Genomic DNA, 19157 nt, shown 5'->3' with positions numbered 1-19157 from the left:
ATTTATTAAAAAGTAGACTATTATGAAGTTCAAATATATAAAATCAATAGTTTCAGCAGCGTTGTTCCTTAGCCTGACCACCGGAATGACCTCCTGTATCAATGACCTGGATATATCTCCAATCGATCCTCAGATGACTGCCACCTTCGACCAAGATATGTACTTTACCAAACTATACGCTTCACTGGGACTTACCGGACAAAAATTGAGCGAAGATCCGGATATCGCAGTAAAGGACGAAGGTCAATCCTGTTTCTATCGCGCTCTTTTCACTAACAATGAATATGGCACTGATGAGATGATATGGACCTGGCAAGAAAATGCCGGTATCCCCGAACTAACTTATATGCGTTGGAACTCCTCTCATCAGCAGACAGAAATATTATATAATCGTTTAGCATATAATATCACACTCTGCAATTTCTTCCTGGATCAGATCGCCGGAAAAGAGGATGCTACCTCCGTTCAGCAACGTGCCGAATCCCGTTTTCTCCGTTCCTTATTTTACTATTATCTGATGGACACCTTCGGAAAAGCTCCTTTCACCGAACACTTCTCCAAAGAGAATCCTCCTCAAAAGACGGCCTCCGAACTGTTCGCTTATATTGAAAGCGAACTGGAAAGCATCGAAAATGATATGAGCGAACCGCGTCAAGCTCCTTTCGGACGTGCCGACAAAGCTGCTTGCTGGTTGCTGCGTGCCCGTTTGTATCTCAATGCCGAAGTATACACCGGACAACCGCGTTGGAATGATGCTATCACCTATGCCGGCAAAGTGCTCGATCCCTCCAATGGATACGGATTGTGTGGAAATTACGAACAACTTTTTATGGCAGACAATGATGAAAATCCCGATGCTAAAAAAGAAATCATCCTTTCTATCCGTCAGGATGGTGTACAAGCAAAGAGTTACGGAGGAAGTTACTTCCTGATTGCTGCAACGCAAAAGAGCGACATGCCGAATCGCGGAACAAATGACCCTTGGGAATGTATCCGTACACGCAAAGCACTGGTTGACAAGTTCTTCGCAAACAGTGAGGATATTCCTTTCACCGAATATACCGATAATAAATGGCAGAATGTGAGAGATGTGCAGGCTGCTGCAAAAGATGAACGCGCCTTGTTCTATACAACCGGTCGCAAAGCCGAACTGGAAAGTGTAGGTAAATTCACCGACGGACTTTCATTTATGAAATGGAGTAATCTGCGCTCGGACGGACAACCCGCTCACGATGCTAAAATTCCTGATACGGACATTCCGTTCTTCCGTTTGGCGGAAGCTTATCTGATTCGCGCGGAAGCCTATTTGAGAGCAGGCGGCGCAAATGCACAACAAAATGCCTGGTTGGATATCAAAGCCCTCAGAGACCGTGCCAAAGCAACAGAAATACCCTCTGCCAATAACCTGACATTAGATTATATTCTGGATGAACGTGCCCGCGAATTGTATCTGGAAGGATTCAGACGCACAGATTTGATCCGTTATGGCTATTTCACCTCAAGCACCTACCTCTGGGATTGGAAAGGCGGTTCCTTTGAAGGAAACGGTGTGAGTTCGATCTATAATCTCTATCCGATACCGAAAACAGAAACGCTGACGAATACAAATATGACTCAGAATCCGGGATATTGATAGAACCTTTATTCACGTTTTAAAGACTGAAAACAATGAAAAACCTATATAAACTATTTACATTGACAATGGGGCTACTAGCTCTGTCCGCCTGTGAAGCAGACCGTGACAGCAACCCTGTGTTGAACGAACCGGATACGTTCGTACTGAATGTGCCAGCTTTTGCTTCCAACAACGTGTACGACCTTAAAAACTCCGAATCATTGGAATTAACCTGTACACAACCGGATTACGGGATTCCGATGGCAACCACTTATTCAGTACAAATTTCACTGGAAGAAAATTTCGTTGACGCTCATGCAGAGACAAATACGGAAGCTAATTATACAACTTTGGGTACTACCCATTCTTCTGCCAAAATGGAAGTGAAAGCTTTAGAATTTGCATTGGCACTGGGAGACTTGTGGAGTGCATCCTCCGATGAAGAATTTCCGACCACTCCCATACCCGTTTATGTACGCCTGAAAGCGGAACTGACCAATAGTGGTCGTGGCATCGCTTTTTCGAATGTAATTGAACTTCCCAAAGTATTGGGATATAAAGCTGTACCGCCTCTCGAATTACCTTCCAGTATATTTATCAATGGCTCGATGGCAGGTAGTAATTGGAGCAACTGGGTGCCTTTGGCAGCAGTAAACGGAATGTCCAAGTTCTTCGGTTTATTCTATTTCGGAGGCACTGATATGTTCAAGTTCGGTACTAAAGAAGGAGAATACATCGGATTCAACGATCCACGTCTGACAATAGCCTCGGATGCATTCACCGGATCGGATGATGGATTTGGCGGACAAAATATCAGCGTTAATGTCACAGGCTGGTATACAGTGATCATGTCTGTAAGCATCAAAGGGACTGATTATGCCTTTACGCTGGATATTGCTCCGGGCGAAGTTTGTCTGATAGGCAATGCTATAGGAGATTGGACATTCGGCGATAAAGGCAAATTCCAAGCACCAACAACGGCAGATGCAGACTTTGTTTCACCGGTATGCACCGGAGGCGGAGAATTGCGTATGTCCGTCAAAGTTCCGGGAGAAGACTGGTGGCGTACGGAGTTCGCTATACCTAATGGAAAAATCGTGTTCCGTGAAAACAAAAGTGTGATTGACAGTTGGTCGGAAATAGGTCCTGAATATGCGATAAACGTTAAGGCAGGGCAGAAAATAAATCTGAACTTTGTTCAGAAAACAGGTTCCGTTACTCAATAATCGTTAACTTTAATAACTGAATATCATGAAAAGATTATCATATATGGCGTGTCTGTTGCTTGCTTCGGCAGCTTTCACCGCTTGCGATGAAGATTTTAAGGACTGGGCTGATCCCCAGTCCAATCCCCAGGAAGAAGCTATAACTGCAATGGTAGATATAACTCCGGTTGCCAGTATGAAACTTGAAGAACAGCCGGGCGATTCTGTGGTAATCGCCTCTGTTTCTTCGATTGCAGAAAACTTCTCACTCACAGCTTGTAATATAGAATTAGTTGCCGAAGGGCAGATATTAAATCTACCGTCAAAAGTAAAAGATGGGAATATAAAAGTCAGGTTGACAGAACTTGACCAAAAAGTGGCAAGTTTGTATAAGTCACAAAAATCTTTAGAGCGCGAAGTCACTTTAAAGCTGACACCGGTAGTCATGACAACCAACGGTGAAGCAACTTCACTGACTGAATACCCGGAAATGCAATCTGCCATCACTCCGGTCGCAACTCCGGCTGTGGATACGGAATACTATATAGTAGGTGATCTAAACAGCTGGCAGATGGACAAATCGACAGCCACAAAGCTCGAAGTAGACAAAGACAATCAGTATCTCTTTTCAGTAGTCGTCGAGTCGGAAGAGAAGTTTGATTTCAAGATTGTCCCGGGAAGTGCGATAGAAGCTCCGGATGCCTGTCAAAGAGCCTTGGGTGCTTCCAAAGTAATAGAAGATCCGGATCCGGGATTATTGGCTTTCAGGGATAAAGAAGGAGCCGACCCGGATAATCTCACCTGCGCCGGCGGAAAGAAAATGAAAATTACGATTAATGTAGAAGATTATACATACACAATCAAGGAGGATCTACCCGAGCACATGTACATCAATGGATCTCCGTACAGTCTTGGGTGGGATTGGGCAGTAGCTCCTGAAATGGTTCCTGTCACACAGACTCCCGGAATGTTCTGGAGTATACAATATTATACGGCGGGAGACCAAATCAAGTTTGCTCCGGTTAGAAAATGGGAAGGAGACTTTGGTTATGACGAAGAAATCTTATCTCCGGAAGCAATTGATTTCGCCGAATTAACATCCTCAGGAGGCAATATTGGCATTGGTAAATCCGGATGGTATCTGGTAATTGTCGCAGTGACTACAGAAGGAAAAACAATTTCATTCCGTTTGCCGGAAGTTTACCTGTTGGGAGGTGTAATTAACAATTCGTGGAATTGCGATGAAACGACCTTGTTCAGGATTCCGACCGATAAAACAAGCGACTTCATATCACCGGCAGCAACCGTTACAGGCATGGCACGTATTTCTACTACGGCTGTAGATGCCGGAGGCTGGTGGAAGAGCGAATTTACACTTGATCTGGCTAATGAAGGCGATGGTACTATCGTTTACCGTGAGAATAAGAACGTATCGGATAATCTAAGCGAACTTGGCTACGAATGTAATGTAAAAGCCGGTCAGAAAGTCCATATTAACTTTACGACAGGCAAAGGTAAAGTCGAATAACTATCAGACACTCTTAAACAGCACAACGAGTAGAATCAATTACGATCATATCTCAAGTCTCCCTCTTCGGGAAAGAGGAGATTTGAGATATGATCGAAATCTGACACACTCAAAGCTAAATATAGTACCACTACATTGGAAGAAGAATTCTAAAATAAGGCTTATGAAAGACTTTAAATATATTTGGCTCCTTTTATTGCTGATACTCAACAGCTTTGGAGCTTGTTCAGATGATGATCCGTTGATGCCGGGCGAGCGTCCTTCGTCCGGAACTGATCCTGCCCCGGAAGAACAAGTTCTCCACGACGGATTTAATTTTGATCCGGCTATTCCTAAAGCGGATGAACCACTGACTATCACCTTCAAAGCACCCGAAGGAAGTAACTTCTATGGTTACGCTGACGACTTGTACTTACACTCCGGAACAGGAGCAAACTGGACAGGTGCACCTACATGGGGAGATAATCAGAATAAATACAGACTGAAAAAGACAAAGGACAATGTGTGGAGTATCACCCTTTCCTCATCTATCCGCCATTTCTATTCTGTTGCTCCATCTACTCCCTTACAGACCATTAACCTGATTGTACGTGATGCGGAAGGTAGCCAACAAACCTACGATTACGCAACTTTAGTAGAAGATAGTCAAAACGGATTTATCTGGGAAGAACCGCAAAAAGCCCCTCTCCCCATATCCGGAGAAGAAAAAGAGGGTATTCATATCCATTCGGCCACTTCGATAACGCTTGTATTATATGATAAGGACAGTCAGGGCGGTCATAAAGATTGTGTATTTGTAACAGGTAATTTCAACAACTGGAAACTGGATAGTCGCTACATGATGAAATATGACGAAACAAACCATTGCTGGTGGATCACTCTGGAGGAATTGACTGCCGGTGAAACACAGTTCCAGTACTTTGTGTACAGTGCTTCGGATGGCGGTACTTACTTGTGCGATCCTTATTGTGAGCAAGCATTGGAAAAGGGAGTGGATACCAACTTTCCCACTGGCGCACAAGCACCTTACGTATCAGTCGTAAGCACAAACCCACAACCCTATCAATGGAGTGCCGGAGAATTTGAGATGAAGAATAAAGAAAATCCGGTTATCTATGAGCTCTTGTTGCGAGATTTTACTTCCAGTGGAAATCTGGCAGGAGCAATGGAAAAGCTGCCTTACTTAAAAGAACTGGGAATAGATGCTATCGAACTGATGCCTGTACAAGAATTTGCAGGTAATGACAGTTGGGGATACAACACCGGACTATACTTTGCATTGGATGCCTCGTATGGAACTCAAAATGAATATAAAGCTTTTATTGACGCCTGCCATCAGAATGGAATCGCCGTTATTTTCGATGTAGTCTACAACCATACGAACAATGATAATCCGTTTGCCCGTATGTACTGGGATACGTTTAATAACCGCCCTTCCACTAAGAATCCATGGCTGAACGCTGTAACACCGCATCAGAAGTATGTTTTTTCACCGGATGATTTCAATCACACTTCAGAACAAACAAAAGCTTTTGTCAAACGCAACCTGAAATATCTGTTAGATACTTACCACATCGACGGTTTCCGTTTCGATTTCACCAAAGGTTTCACACAGAAACAGACAACAGGTGATGATGATTTGGCGGCAACCGACCCTGCTCGTGTATCAGTACTGAAAGAATACTACGAAGCCGTAAAAGCTGTCAAAGAAGATGCAATGGTTACCATGGAACATTTCTGTGCAAATGAAGAAACAACTTTAGCCACAGAAGGAATTCATTTTTGGAGGAATATGAACCATTCTTATTGTCAGTCGGCTATGGGCTGGAAAGATAATAGTGATTTCTCCGGATTATATGACACCACCCGTCCGAATCAATTTGTGGGCTATATGGAAAGTCATGACGAAGAGCGGTGTGCCTATAAACAGATTGAATACGGAAATGGAGCCTTAAAAACCAACCTGTCCGAACGGCTCAAACAGTTATCATCCAACGCCGCATTCTTCTTTACGGTTCCAGGTCCGAAAATGCTTTGGCAATTCGGCGAAATGGGGTATGATATTTCAATAGACGAAAATGGACGTACCGGAAAGAAACCAGTCCTTTGGGAATATCAGACAGAGCGTAAAAGCTTGGTAGATATTTATACAAAACTAATCACTCTACGGACAACACACTCCGATTTATTCAACGCTTCTTCTCAATTTACCTGGAAAGTCAGTTATAATGATTGGGATAATGGACGTACACTGACATTGAAAGCTGTGAATGGGAAACAACTTCATGTGTATGCGAATTTCACCAATGCATCTATCGATTATACTATTCCTGAAGGTACATGGTATCTATATCTGGAAAATGGGAATCCCGTGGAGGGAGAAAAAAAGATCAGTGTTCCTGCACACGAGTTCCGCTTATACACCAACTTTGCCGAATAACGAGCGGGTGTTTTGAGCAGAAAGGAAGATTTAACTAATAAGCATTGAAGATTCTCTAACGACAAAGGCACAAAGATGGCAGGTTATTTTTCTGCTACTTCTTTGTGCCCTTGTTTTATATTTTGTTCCGTATTATGCCTGACCTTTTATTTTGTTGAAACATAATTAGACCTGTGTCTCTCCCTCGATATACTCTTCCAAAAAGAGATTCTCTCCGTCAAACACGGCATAAGAGAAGAAGTTAATCCAGTCTCCCAAAATCAACACACGGGAGGTGGCGCTCAACATCAAATCCAGTTCAATGTGACGATGTCCGTAAATAAAGAAGTTGATATTGGGATGGCTTTTCAAGTAGTCTTTGGTATATAGTACCAAGTGTTCCTTGTTTTCTCCCATATAATCCGGTTCCTTTCCGTCCGCCCGTTTTTGTCGGCTGTGCTTAGCCCATGTTAAACCCAATTCAACACTCCAGCGGGGATGAATAGCAGAAAACATCGTTTGCAAAGTTTTGCTGTGGAACATCGAACGAAGTAGCTTGAACTTCTTGTCCGGATCACCCAAGCCGTCACCATGAGCAAGATAAAACTCCTTTCCGTAGATTTCAGTAGTCAATGGTTCGCGATGCATGATGACACCACACTCTTTGGTGAGATAGTCTCCACACCAGATGTCATGATTACCTATAAAAAAATGCACCTCTACACCCATATCTGTTAGTTCGGAGAGCTTCCCCAAGAAACGGGTGTACCCCTTAGGAACTACCAGCCGGAATTCATACCAGAAGTCGAACATATCTCCCAGTAGATAAATGGCGGAAGCCTTATGCTTTATACTATCGAGGAAGTTCACCAAACGCCGTTCTTGAGTACGCCCGTGCTCAATAGCACGAGAACCAAGATGTGCATCGGAAAGAAAATAAATGTTCTTCATTTAATTACCAGTTACGAGATCTAATAACGAATTACAACTTATAAAATCAGAGCACTGCCTGACATAGAACGATTAAAGAAAACCTAATTCCAATTTGGCTTCTTCACTCATCATGTCTTTATCCCATTCAGGTTCGAAGACCAGATTGATGGTGGCGGAATTCACTCCTTCTACTGACTCCACTTTTTGGCGAATATCCTCCATAATAAAATCAGCAGCCGGACAATTGGGAGCTGTCAGCGTCATATCGAGTGCCGCTTCTCCACTATCGGAGACGTCAATCTTATAAATCAGTCCAAGATCGTATACATTGACCGGAATCTCCGGATCGTACACTGTCTTTAGCATAGCTACAATCTTCTCTTCTATTTCAATTTTTTCCATACGTCCTTATTTATTATGTATCGCAAAGATAGAGATAAAAAATGAAACATAAAAAATTAGGCACGGAATGCGTATCCCGTGCCTAAAGAATATATCATTTACTCTCTATCTCCGGTTACTAAAAAACACACCGGAACAGTAAATTGTTGTAATGAGTAGTCTTAATCTACTTTCTCACCGAAATCTGTCTGTTGTTGCTCCACTTCTTTCAGTTTTAATTCATTCAGTTCACGACGGCGGCGTTCCAACTCCAGTTCAGCATCACTCTTCTTGTCCATGGAGAACGATTCGGATGGCTTAGGCAACGCTTCTTCTTTCTTATCAAATATCAATGGATACATTGGAGCGGAAGATGTTAGTTCCAGTTCACCGCTTACGGGCATCTGTGATCCCTCAAACAAAACACTGGCTCTTACCTTAATCTTTCCGGGAGTCGTGGTCGACTGGATCAATACGGGAGCACTGCCCCATTTCACCGGAGCAGGATTTGCCAATACATTAGCTCCGCCCAAAATACGTCCCTCTCCTTCTACAAAGAACTTGATATAATAATTATTCAAACGCTTTACATTTCCATTCTTATCTGTGATTTCTGCCACAACAGTAACAAAATCAGATCCATCAGCACGCAGTCCGATTCCTTCGTTGTCTACTCTCAAACGAATCTGTTCTGCACGGCGGGCGGGCATTACTTTATGTGTAGCCACCACCTTGCCATCCATCAGTCCCTCTGCCAGGAAATAGACGTCCGCATCATGCTTTTCACGAGTCATCTTCTTATCAACCATAAAGTCAAATATCCCGGGGAAAGTTATTACCGGAGAAGGCATTCCTTTTCGTGTCTTGTCTTTTTTATAGGTATAAGTTTGCCCATCTTTATTCACAGTCAAACGAACTTCATCGCAGTTGGAATACACCGTTACATCTCTGCTTGAGAACGGTGTCATCTCGTGAGCGATATAAACCATCGGTCCGCTTTCTGCCAAACTCTCGGAAACGACAGCCGGACGTTGCGCCTTAAACATATAATAGGAATACTTAGGCTGACGGAATACATCCATCAATCCACCATAGAACGGGTCCGGATGGTATCCCCGCTGATGATCGAACGAATGCCACAAGCATCCGCCCACATGGCAGGGAGACTCTTTATACAAACCATCATAGCAAATGTAATTATAATAAGGAGAAGCGTAATGAGCAGCCTGTATAAGCATAGGCTGTTCTCCCCAGTTACGGGCTGTGCGACTTGGAGAATTGTGCGAACTCCAATCATCGACATTATCTCCCCACTCGCGTGTAAAATATGTAATTTTAGGATCACGTTTTGAAAGATCCATCGGATGGGCAAACTGTACCGGAAAATATTGCGAGCCCTTGGCTTGCACATCACAACCGGAATAGCAGGACGGATAAGGATATTCCTCATCAACAATCCCTTTCACACGCCCGGCAAAATCTTCCGGATACCATGTTTCATTCAAGATCGGTTCCCACAGCCATACACAAGGATGGTTACGGTCACGACGAACCATATTACGTATATCATTATAAACCCGTTTGGCAAAAATGGGTTCGTTATTCCAGAATTGCCATCCCGGAGTATTCACGATAACAAACAGACCAAGTTCATCACAAGCATCCATAAAAGCAGGATCTTGCGGACAATGTGCATTACGGATTACTTCCAGCCCCAAATCTTTCAGTTTCTTGGCGTCACGCCAGTGAATACTATTGGCAACCGCATTTCCTACAACTGCAAAATCCTGATGCCGATTAGCTCCCATCAAAGGTTTACCATAAGGTTTTCCATTCAGCCAGAAGCCATCTTTTCCCTTAAATTCGATACTACGGATACCGACACGACGACGATAACCATCTACTACATTTCCATTCTTATCATAAATACGCACACACAGATTATACAGATAAGGTGATTCAGGAGTCCATAAATGCGGCTGCTTCACTCTCATCTTTCCATTATGACTTGTCGCAGTCCCTTTACGGATATTCAGTTTCACATCTGACGATGCCACTTCTTTTCCTGCACGGTCTACTAAAGAATAGGAAATTTTTCCTGCAAAGCCCTGTTTGTCTTCATTACGTATATGCGCTTTCAAGAGAATATCTGTCGATTGCTCCGATACACGATCGGTGGCAATAAACAGTCCGCCTCCTGCTATTTCGTTCTCGTAATTCGGATCCGTGATAAACACATAATTATGTGCAATCAGCCAGCAATCCCGATAAATACCTCCCAAGTAGGCATAATCTAACACATCTTGTGGTTTTCCAGGCGCATAGGTCGGATCGTCGCTATTATCAGCCCACACCGCAATCACATTGTCCTCTCCCCACTTCAATGCATCAGTCACATCTACCGATACGGGAAGATAGCCTCCAAAGTGCTCTGCCAATAATTTACCGTTTACATAAATCTTACTTTTACCCATAATGGCTTCAAAGTGGAGAAACAGTTTCTTTCCTTTCAATGCTTCGGATGGAGTAAAGTGTTTACGATACCATACTTCCCCCTGATAATTGATGCAACCACTAGCCTCAGTAGGAAGATACTCAATACCATTAGGTAAAGACACCACCTGCCAGGCTTTGTCGTTAAATTCTTTTGCTTCGGCACCCACCGCACTTCCTTTATAAAAACGCCAGGCAGGATTCATCGAGTACACATCACGCCCGGTATCCGGCAACCGGAAGAAACCGGCTGTTGAAAATTCCGGCTCATGGGCATAGCCCATAAAAAACAGAGATAAAAGCAGTAAGCTAACAAAGATTCGTCTCATATAAAGTTTTATTTTACGATGAATGTCATGTTGTATGTCGCAATCAACCCAAAGATGTCTTCGACACACAAAGATAGTATATTCCAGATACGAATCCCCCTATTTGTCCTCTTCATATACAAAACAAGGATAAATAAGGGGATTCAAACTAATACCTGTCAGTTATTATTCATCCGGTTGAATGAGTAAAGGTACTCTAGCACTGTCGGTTCCTGTATTTTCAACATACTTGTAACCAGAGCCAGCTATCGCTTGATTCATGGATGCAATTTTATCAATCAGGGCAGCAGCATCGCTTACCTTAGTTGAAGTTGGTAAGTTTCCACCCGGATTCGAAACTCCGTCGGACATAAAATAACATTCGTTTGCTGTCACTGATCCCGTTGATATTCCACAAATGGTAACAGAAGCAGTGCCAGAAAGCACAGAAGTTGAATAACATCCTGTCAAAGTTCCACCATTTTTCACCAAACCGCCAATATTTCCGGACGCTTTGGCCACTATTTCACTAGCAGCAAACGAAGCGGTTACAGGTCCTTCGTTTCCTCCCACCAGACCACCGGCATTCACAGCTGTAAATGCAGTAATAGTCATCAAAGAATAACAGCCAGTTATGGTTCCCTGAACATTCCAACCCACAAGTCCTCCGATGGCACCTTCACCATTACCTCTATATACAAAGGATACCTCCTTGTCAATCGAAGAACCTTGTATTTGTGCCTTAGACCACCATCCGTTCACACCTGCCAATCCACCAGCATTTACTTTACCACCGGCAACAGTCAGTACCACATTACCTTTTACCTTACAATCCTTTATCATTGACGCACCAGTCTGATTATGTCCGGTAATAGCCCCCAACTTAGCATCTGTTCCATTGACAGTCAACGCTCCTCCATCAATGACGCAATTCTGAATCGTTCCGGTATTTATTGCTGCAAATGCTCCAGCTGCGCCTGACACTTGTTTCACCGTTACATCTTTAAGGGTTAAATTTTTAATGATACCATTATTAGTTATAAACAAACCGGCATCGTTTCCTGTTGCTTCAATTGTAAGACCGGAAATAGTCTTGCCATTGCCGTCCAATATACCTTTAAACTCCGTAACCGGTACCCATGCCTCTTTAGTCGACATATCAAGATCAGCATCTAATGTAATTACCGTAGCAGCATTCGTCATAACAGTCGGTTCACTTGCCAAATTTATCAACCCGTCTTCTTTCTTGACTAAATACTTACCCGCTTCAGTCTCCTCATATCCCAAGTCTGCCACCAGCATAAATGATATACCATATCGCTTTCCAGCCACATATTTATATTCATCTCCTGCTACCACCGATTCGGCATTATAAAGTTCACTGATCTTTCCTTTTTTCTCTATTGTTTCCGTAGAGGAAGAATCTCCCACTTTTTCTATCGTAGCAGTAAAAGTTAATTCTGTATCCTTTGTCATGTCTGCTATCGGAAAGAAACTCAAATAACCGTATGCAACTTCATTCTTTGCCATTTCCAAACTTGTCATAGACAAAGTCAGACTATTACTTTTATCACCATACGTTTTCTCTTCTCCCGAAACTGTCAACGTTTTTGGGAAAATAGCAGCATCAGCCGAAACAACCACCTTTGTCACTTTATAGGCATCCGGTCTTCGATTGGTGAATTTAAACTGATAAAGAGCTGTCAAATGTTCAAACTTAAGATTGGTGACGGTAGTCCCATTCACCGTGCCTTTAGCAAGCATGTGCATCGTATTCTGCAGCTCTGCTTTTTGGGCACTTTGCGTAGCATCTCCCAACGTAAAAGTGAAAACATTCCCTGAAGTCGGAACATCTTTTTTCGGATAGATTCCCCAAACAGTAGCTCCCTCTTCAAAGTTACCATTCCCTGCAAATTCCACATTTCCAGACGGTTCACTCTCATCATAATTTATGGTTGTGAAATCATAGCCATTTGTTCCATTCCAAAGTGTAACCTTATCATCGGCATTCCACATAAAGGAACTACCGTCATCTTGTACGTTGGCACGTGTAGACGATTCTTTGTCCGTATTTTCATACCCCCGGATAGAAGCAACAACCACATAAGTCTGTGATTCTCCCCGTTGCAGTTCATCCCCACCTTCAATGAAAACATCTTCTTTACAAGAGCTTAGGGTGGCTGCACTTAGCAGCCCGATCCCTAATAAAGAATAGATTTTATTCATGATTTATTTTTTTCTGTTATCAGTTATTTAAATATCACCACCATCTCCAAAATCTGATCCACCGAAGCCAGGTTCTTTCACAGCCCCCTGTAGAATCAACGGACAGTATATATTAGTTCCGGCATCCTCATTCACTTTAAAGCTAAAACCAAATTCTGGATCCTTGGCTTCTATTGCCAAATTCATCTGACGTTTCTTATCCTTGAGTTGAGTAGCTGTTACCTTACTAATTCCATTTACAGATCCGCTTCCTACAGGATTAGTCACCGTCTCGCCTACGAAATAACACTGGTTGATTCCTGTTGAATTCGAAGCGACGAAAGCTCCCAATTTATTACTTCCAGCATTATTAGTCACATTTATCTGCGTGGTCGAGTAGCAAGCCGTCACAGTAGCATCAGCATTATTAATGGTATTCTGTGCAATGAAACCGCCAGTATTATTATAGATAGTTCCACTAATTGAACCGGCTACATAACAGGCCAGAACCGTACCGTTACTATTAGCCCCTATAAGTCCTCCTACTTGTCCGGAACAAGAAACCTCAAGTTTGGCTAATGAGTAACAACCTTTGACTTTACCGGAGTTGTTCCAGCCAACAAGTCCGCCGACACAGGATGCACCACTAGAGTTACTAGGATGCTTGATTGTTACATCTGCACCGACATACGAATTTATAATAAGAGCCGTTCCATTAAAATGCTCACCAACCAAGCCACCATAATTAGAATTACCAGCACCACTCAAATTAAGGTTAATAGTTCCACTGATAACTTGACAACCTTCTATTCTTCCTTCGGAGTTTCGACCGATCAAACCACCAAAAACTACCGGTTTTATAACGGTTGCAGTCACTCCCTTGACTGTACAATTCTGAATGACACTCGTTGAACTTTCGGCAGCCAATGCTCCTGCTCCCTCTGTGATATCAGCAGAGAAACTTACATTTTCCAAAGTCAAATTCCGGATAGTTCCCGTATTGGTAGCAATAAAACCTTTATTAGCTATTTGCAAATTGCGGATGGTAACACCATTACCTTCAAATACACCTCCAAACGCACTAATAGGTTCCCAAAGTTCATTACCCATATCAATCACTTTTATTCCATCCCCTGCCGGTTCATCGATATATTCTTTTTCTAAAGTAACAGTTGCCTTACGGTATTCATCCGCAATTTTATTCCATCCGAATAATCCAGTCTTATTATAGATATGAATATTTCCATCATCATCGATCATATAGCCCTCATCAGGAATTCTGAAACGATAATCTACCTCAAAATCCATTTTATAATGCTTGCCGGCTGCAAACTGATTGGCAGTAGCATCCATATCAAGTCCGATGTTATCCTCCAAATCTTTGACTTTTACTTTTTTCAGCAGGATAATATCCTGTTCCACTTCATTATTCAAAACGCTTACTGTAATATTCAGTTCGGTCGTACTTTTCATCAACCGGGTATCACCATAGGTTGTAGGTAATATATTCAAATACCCGTTTAATGTTTCATTCTGCGCCAATGCTTGTCCACTCATGTCAAGTGTCAGTTTGTTACGCATACCTGAAAGACTCTGTACCACTCCGTCTTCGTCGATCTTCAACTCTGCGGGAAATACATCATCATCACTCTCCAGCGTAATATAGCGAATCTTCAGTTCCCGGTCCGACGTGTTTTTCAAACCAAACTGTATCAATGCAGTCAATGGTGAAAACGTTAATGCAGGAATCTTATTATCAGTCACATCCCCGGTGGCAACCATATAGGTAGTGGCTGCCAGTTCTGCTGTTTTTCCAGTCTGAGTAAATGTCTCCGGCATAGAAAAGGTAGCCAGGTCATTAAATGTTTTTGCTTCTTTCCGTGGAAATACCGCAATCAGCTTATGGCCATTTTCTACAGCAGCTTTTCCTGTGAATTCAGCAGATTTGTCAGGTTGGTTGTCATTATACCCCGGGGTGATAGAGAAATCATAGCCGGCTCCGAAGTTGCGATTCCATAATGTAACAGCATCTCCTTTATTCCATGTATACACTCCATTCTGCAAATTGCTGCGACCCAAAGGGGCGAACTGTTTAATAGAAGCTATAAATGAATAATCAGTCAGATTCTTGTCGGTTTCGTTCCCTTCACCGTTATTTTCATTCACTATCTTGTCCTCTTCGCAAGAGGTTAGTGCCATTGCGCCCAGCAGTGCAACGCTCAATAAGTGATAAACCTTTTTCATAACTATATAAAAGTTTGTTCGATTAAATATCTTTATTTCAACAACCATTAATACATTGGTTTGTTACGCGTTGGAGTACCACTTCCAAAATAGTCGTAGGTTGGCTTCTTATAGAAACGTATCCAGTCGATTTCCATACGTGGCGTATCATTGCTAGACTTACTTTCCTGATAAGAAATATGCTTAAAGTCGTTTGCCCAACTACCATCTTTAGCAGCCTGTTCTGCCGCAGCGTCACCAAGCGCCCATTCATTACATCCGGCAAATGTCAATAGTAAATGTAACCCTTCCGTATTGTATTTGTCCGTAAACGGCCAATGTGTAGACGAGTTCCATGAAGCCGTTCCATTAGCTATTCCGGTATAGCTGCCGTCAGTCCTCATGCGTACATTCTCTTTACCATTAATACCTAAAGCAATCTCGTTATTATCTCTCCATTCCATCCAATAGATATCGAATTCATCCATATCCGATATTATCAACTGTCCTGAAGACGGTTTATACTTATCACCGGATGAAGTGGATATATCATTCCAGTGGAAAGTCTGCCAAGCGCCATTCGGATTCGCATTGGTAGCCGGATTTTCCAGAAGATCAACCTCACCATAGGTAGACCATTGCACACCTCTGATATTTCCTTGGAACCAGACTGCCGAGTTGAAAGAGTGTTTCTTTCCACGCACACGGATTCTAACTTCCACACGAGTGCCCGGCAAAACGCGTACATTGCTGGATTCCCAAGAATCAGCACCCGTAGGCACACCATCAAACTTACTTGCATAGAGGGAGGAAACTCCAAAATCTCTTGTTCCCGTAATTTCCCCTGTCACACTGATTCCCGGATCATACGCACACCACATTTTCAAATATCCATCTTGAGTCATCGTTGCATATTTCTCATTTACAACCGCTTGTACTTTCTGTGTGTTAGCCACATTCTGTGCCGCCATAAAACGTGGAGGACGATTACCATACTGATTGGGGAGTCCGGTACCTTCTGTCAAAGCATCAATCGGATGGAACTCATAAGAATTCAGGAATGTCCATCCTTCAGCAGCTAACGCTTCATTCGGATGCGGATCACCCTCCTTTATCAATAGTGCTGACGCAGCTCTGACCTCATCCCATTTTTCTACAGCCTTTTTATTGCTGGCTGATACAAATATCTGATCCGGATCTGTATAAACCCATTGCTCATTGGTTAACTCGGTGCCCGGAGTCAAACCTGCATCCGTATCAGTAACCTTAATTTCCAACTCGTCCCCATATACCGGATGAATTTCAGAATCGGTAGCAAAAGACATAGACACAGAAGTGAAAGTATTCGGTCCTTTCTCTCCTTTCACCCATATAAGTTCAGATTCAGCTGTTTTATACCCGGCTTTCACCACCAATTCGCTCGGCAGATTCTCATATTTATCCGCATCTTCACCCGCATCAATATGAACGACTACATCTTCCTTAGCTGACGCTCCTACCGTAGCGACCAGAATAAATGAGCCATACTCTTTCACCGTATTGTCCGAATTGTTCTTCAATGACAAGATGGTGTAGTGTTTATCAGATACCACAATCGGACGTTCAGCCGCATTGATCTTGTATCCTCTGACATAAGCGGTGATAGTACCCGATATAGGATATTTAGCCAGATCGTTCTTTACCTTAAATTCGGTAAATCCCTGTTTCTCACCTTTCTTCATAAAAAGATGACCGGCAAAGCCTTCAAAGACATCAGATACAGGGACATCCTTTCCTTCTACATTCTTACCTGCAAAAGTCAGAACAACGTCTATATCTTCTTCGAGTGCCAACTGATTGTCTTGCTGATCTACCTTCACAGTAAAGGTCACATTATCTCCGATAGCAGCACTTTGAGTACTGATTTCGGCCACCAGATTCCGGGCTTCTCCGATAGAGATAACCGTCTCGGTGTCATTACAGCCTGTCATTACAAGGATAAACAGGCAAATTGGTAATAATCTATAGAAATATTTCTTCATAATCTATCCTATTATATCATTATTAATGATTACCATTTCGGGTTTTGTTTCAACTTTTTGTTCAATTCCAATTCTGAAGGAGGGATCGGTAACAGATAATCCCTATCTGCATGGAATTGATATCCGCTTGGCAGAGTCCCGGCCATCGGATCCGCCCATTTGTTATCATCAAGGGTCAGACGCTCTCTGATTCTTTTCTGATTATCCGGACTGTAAGATTTGAATAAAATAGATTCATCACCTACATAAGCACCTTTACCACGCTTTCCAACAATCAGTTTATCGGCTTTCCAACGCATGAGATCATCCAGCCGGAAACCTTGCAAAGCAAGTTCAGAACGGCGTTCACGACGGATTTCCTGTAAAACAGGAGTCAATGTATAACCGAAATCGGTGAAATTAGCATCCTTTGCCGGTGCCAGATATTTCACTCCTGCACGTTCACGAAGCGCTTTCAATGTCTTATTCGCTATATCATCGCTCCACATTTCCAGTTCAGCAGCAGCTTCTGCATAAGCCAAAAGACCTTCGGCATAACGAATAATAGGTAAAGCAGTCTCACCATTACCACTTACAAAGGTGGTATCTATTCCCAAACGGATGTGATAACCCGTCAAAGAACGTGTGTTTCCATCTCCTGCCAATTTAGGAGGACTAATAGTATTCTTCTTCTCATCCGTATATTCTTCCAGATGCATTGGGGTCGCAGTAGTGGCAGAAGCAAATTTGGCACCTTCATTCATCACCGTTTGAATCAATCTAGGGTCACGGCCTTCAAATGTTTCCTTAAAATCCTTAAATTTCTCATTTGTCGGATCAATAAATGTTCCATCGGCATTCAGATAATTATCCACCAGGCTTTGAGTAATTCCGGCAGCTCCTTCCGAGTCGACAACACCTGCCTTCAGATTACCGTTGACATCATGAAAGACTCCTTCATCACTCGAATATTTCCTCCACAATAGCACTTCGCCCATTCCTGACAAATCTTTGCTATTGAACAATGCCGCAAAAGCATCTCCCGGATTTTGCCCGGTTTTATACAGATCAATGCCACAACCGAACAGTTCATTTCCCCAGTTAATAACTTCACCCAAGAAATAATTTGATTCGTTAGTGGAAGATGCAAAATCATCGCTGCTGTGATACTTTTCCCAAGTTCCTTCATACAACGCCACATTCATTGCCAAAACCATGGCAGCTTCTTTATTGATACGAATTCCGGAATATTTACCGCGCGAATGCAACAGATTCTTCGCCTCAACCAAATCACTCAAAATAAATCGGGCTACCTCATTACGTGTCTTTGCGGGAATCTGTAATCCTGCGATTGTCGCATTCTCATCCCAAAAAGCATCCATTACCGGAATAGAACCGAATTTCTTCAATAAATCGAAATGCCAATAGGCACGTAAAAAGTAAGCCTCCCCTTTCAACGACAGTACATCTTCGTTTTCCTGTGCTTCGGGTACTTTATAATTATGGAAAAAATAGTTCACTTTACGCAGGTTCTGATAACCAGTCTGCCAATCGGAAGCTCCGCTAAACTGGTTATTCTGTCCATGCAAACGGGCATCATACTTTTCTGCAATAATATTGTCACTATTCTTTTCTTCACTGCGAACTCCCAAACCGAACTTACTAAAAGACGGCAACGTCATATATAGTCCGTTAATATAGTTTTCAACCTGTATGGCACCTGTCAGAAAATTACCGGCTTCCGGCTTGGTTATCGGTTCCCTATCCAGAAAATCAGAACAGGATGAAAATGGTAATATTGAAGCGGCTACAAAAGCCATTATATATATTCTTTTCATATCTTATGG

11 protein-coding genes are annotated in these 19157 nt (G+C 42.6%); 4 read left to right on the top strand and 7 right to left on the bottom strand.

The features are described from left to right. Positions 1 to 22 precede the first annotated feature (22 nt). From susD to HMPREF9010_RS10245, 4 genes are all read left to right on the top strand, one after another. Positions 23 to 1633, top strand: a complete 1611-nt coding sequence (gene susD, locus HMPREF9010_RS10230) for a starch-binding outer membrane lipoprotein SusD (RefSeq protein ID WP_008649576.1) — start codon at positions 23 to 25, stop codon at positions 1631 to 1633. A gap of 35 nt (positions 1634 to 1668) precedes the next feature. Next, entirely contained in the window at positions 1669 to 2841 is a 1173-nt protein-coding gene (locus tag HMPREF9010_RS10235) for a SusF/SusE family outer membrane protein (RefSeq protein ID WP_004324583.1), read from the top strand. A gap of 25 nt (positions 2842 to 2866) precedes the next feature. Continuing rightward, entirely contained in the window at positions 2867 to 4348 is a 1482-nt protein-coding gene (locus tag HMPREF9010_RS10240; protein ID WP_032842945.1) for a DUF5115 domain-containing protein, read from the top strand. 163 nt (positions 4349 to 4511) lie between these two features. Next, complete coding sequence (locus tag HMPREF9010_RS10245; RefSeq protein ID WP_004305044.1) at positions 4512 to 6788, top strand: alpha-amylase family glycosyl hydrolase; 2277 nt, start codon at positions 4512 to 4514, stop codon at positions 6786 to 6788. Positions 6789 to 6953: 165 nt separating this feature from the next. Here HMPREF9010_RS10245 and HMPREF9010_RS10250 read toward each other — a convergent pair whose 3' ends face one another. The 7 genes from HMPREF9010_RS10250 to HMPREF9010_RS10280 all read right to left on the bottom strand — a co-directional run bounded on the left by HMPREF9010_RS10250 (position 6954) and on the right by HMPREF9010_RS10280 (position 19148). Then, complete coding sequence (locus HMPREF9010_RS10250) at positions 6954 to 7718, bottom strand: UDP-2,3-diacylglucosamine diphosphatase (protein ID WP_004299751.1); 765 nt, start codon at positions 7716 to 7718, stop codon at positions 6954 to 6956. 72 nt (positions 7719 to 7790) lie between these two features. Next, entirely contained in the window at positions 7791 to 8102 is a 312-nt protein-coding gene (locus HMPREF9010_RS10255) for an iron-sulfur cluster assembly protein (RefSeq protein WP_004299750.1), read from the bottom strand. A gap of 161 nt (positions 8103 to 8263) precedes the next feature. Next, positions 8264 to 10903 (bottom strand): glycoside hydrolase family 2 protein, encoded by a 2640-nt coding sequence (locus tag HMPREF9010_RS10260; RefSeq protein ID WP_032842943.1) that lies wholly within the window; start codon positions 10901 to 10903, stop codon positions 8264 to 8266. Positions 10904 to 11068: 165 nt separating this feature from the next. After that, the gene (locus tag HMPREF9010_RS10265) at positions 11069 to 13108 is read right to left on the bottom strand and encodes a GLUG motif-containing protein (RefSeq protein WP_008649573.1); all 2040 of its coding nucleotides are present in this window, start codon (positions 13106 to 13108) and stop codon (positions 11069 to 11071) included. 27 nt (positions 13109 to 13135) lie between these two features. Continuing rightward, positions 13136 to 15331 (bottom strand): hypothetical protein, encoded by a 2196-nt coding sequence (locus tag HMPREF9010_RS10270; protein ID WP_032852778.1) that lies wholly within the window; start codon positions 15329 to 15331, stop codon positions 13136 to 13138. 47 nt (positions 15332 to 15378) lie between these two features. Next, entirely contained in the window at positions 15379 to 17331 is a 1953-nt protein-coding gene (locus HMPREF9010_RS10275) for a DUF5006 domain-containing protein (protein WP_008649571.1), read from the bottom strand. A 29-nt stretch (positions 17332 to 17360) separates the two neighbouring features. Next, on the bottom strand, positions 17361 to 19148 hold the full coding sequence (locus HMPREF9010_RS10280; RefSeq protein ID WP_004299745.1) for a RagB/SusD family nutrient uptake outer membrane protein: 1788 nt from the start codon (positions 19146 to 19148) through the stop codon (positions 17361 to 17363). Between the last annotated feature and the right edge of the window lie 9 nt (positions 19149 to 19157).

The sequence above is a fragment of the Bacteroides sp. 3_1_23 genome, assembly GCF_000162555.1.
GTDB classification, from domain to species: domain Bacteria; phylum Bacteroidota; class Bacteroidia; order Bacteroidales; family Bacteroidaceae; genus Bacteroides; species Bacteroides ovatus.
This window is presented reverse-complemented; position numbering and strand designations above follow the sequence as displayed.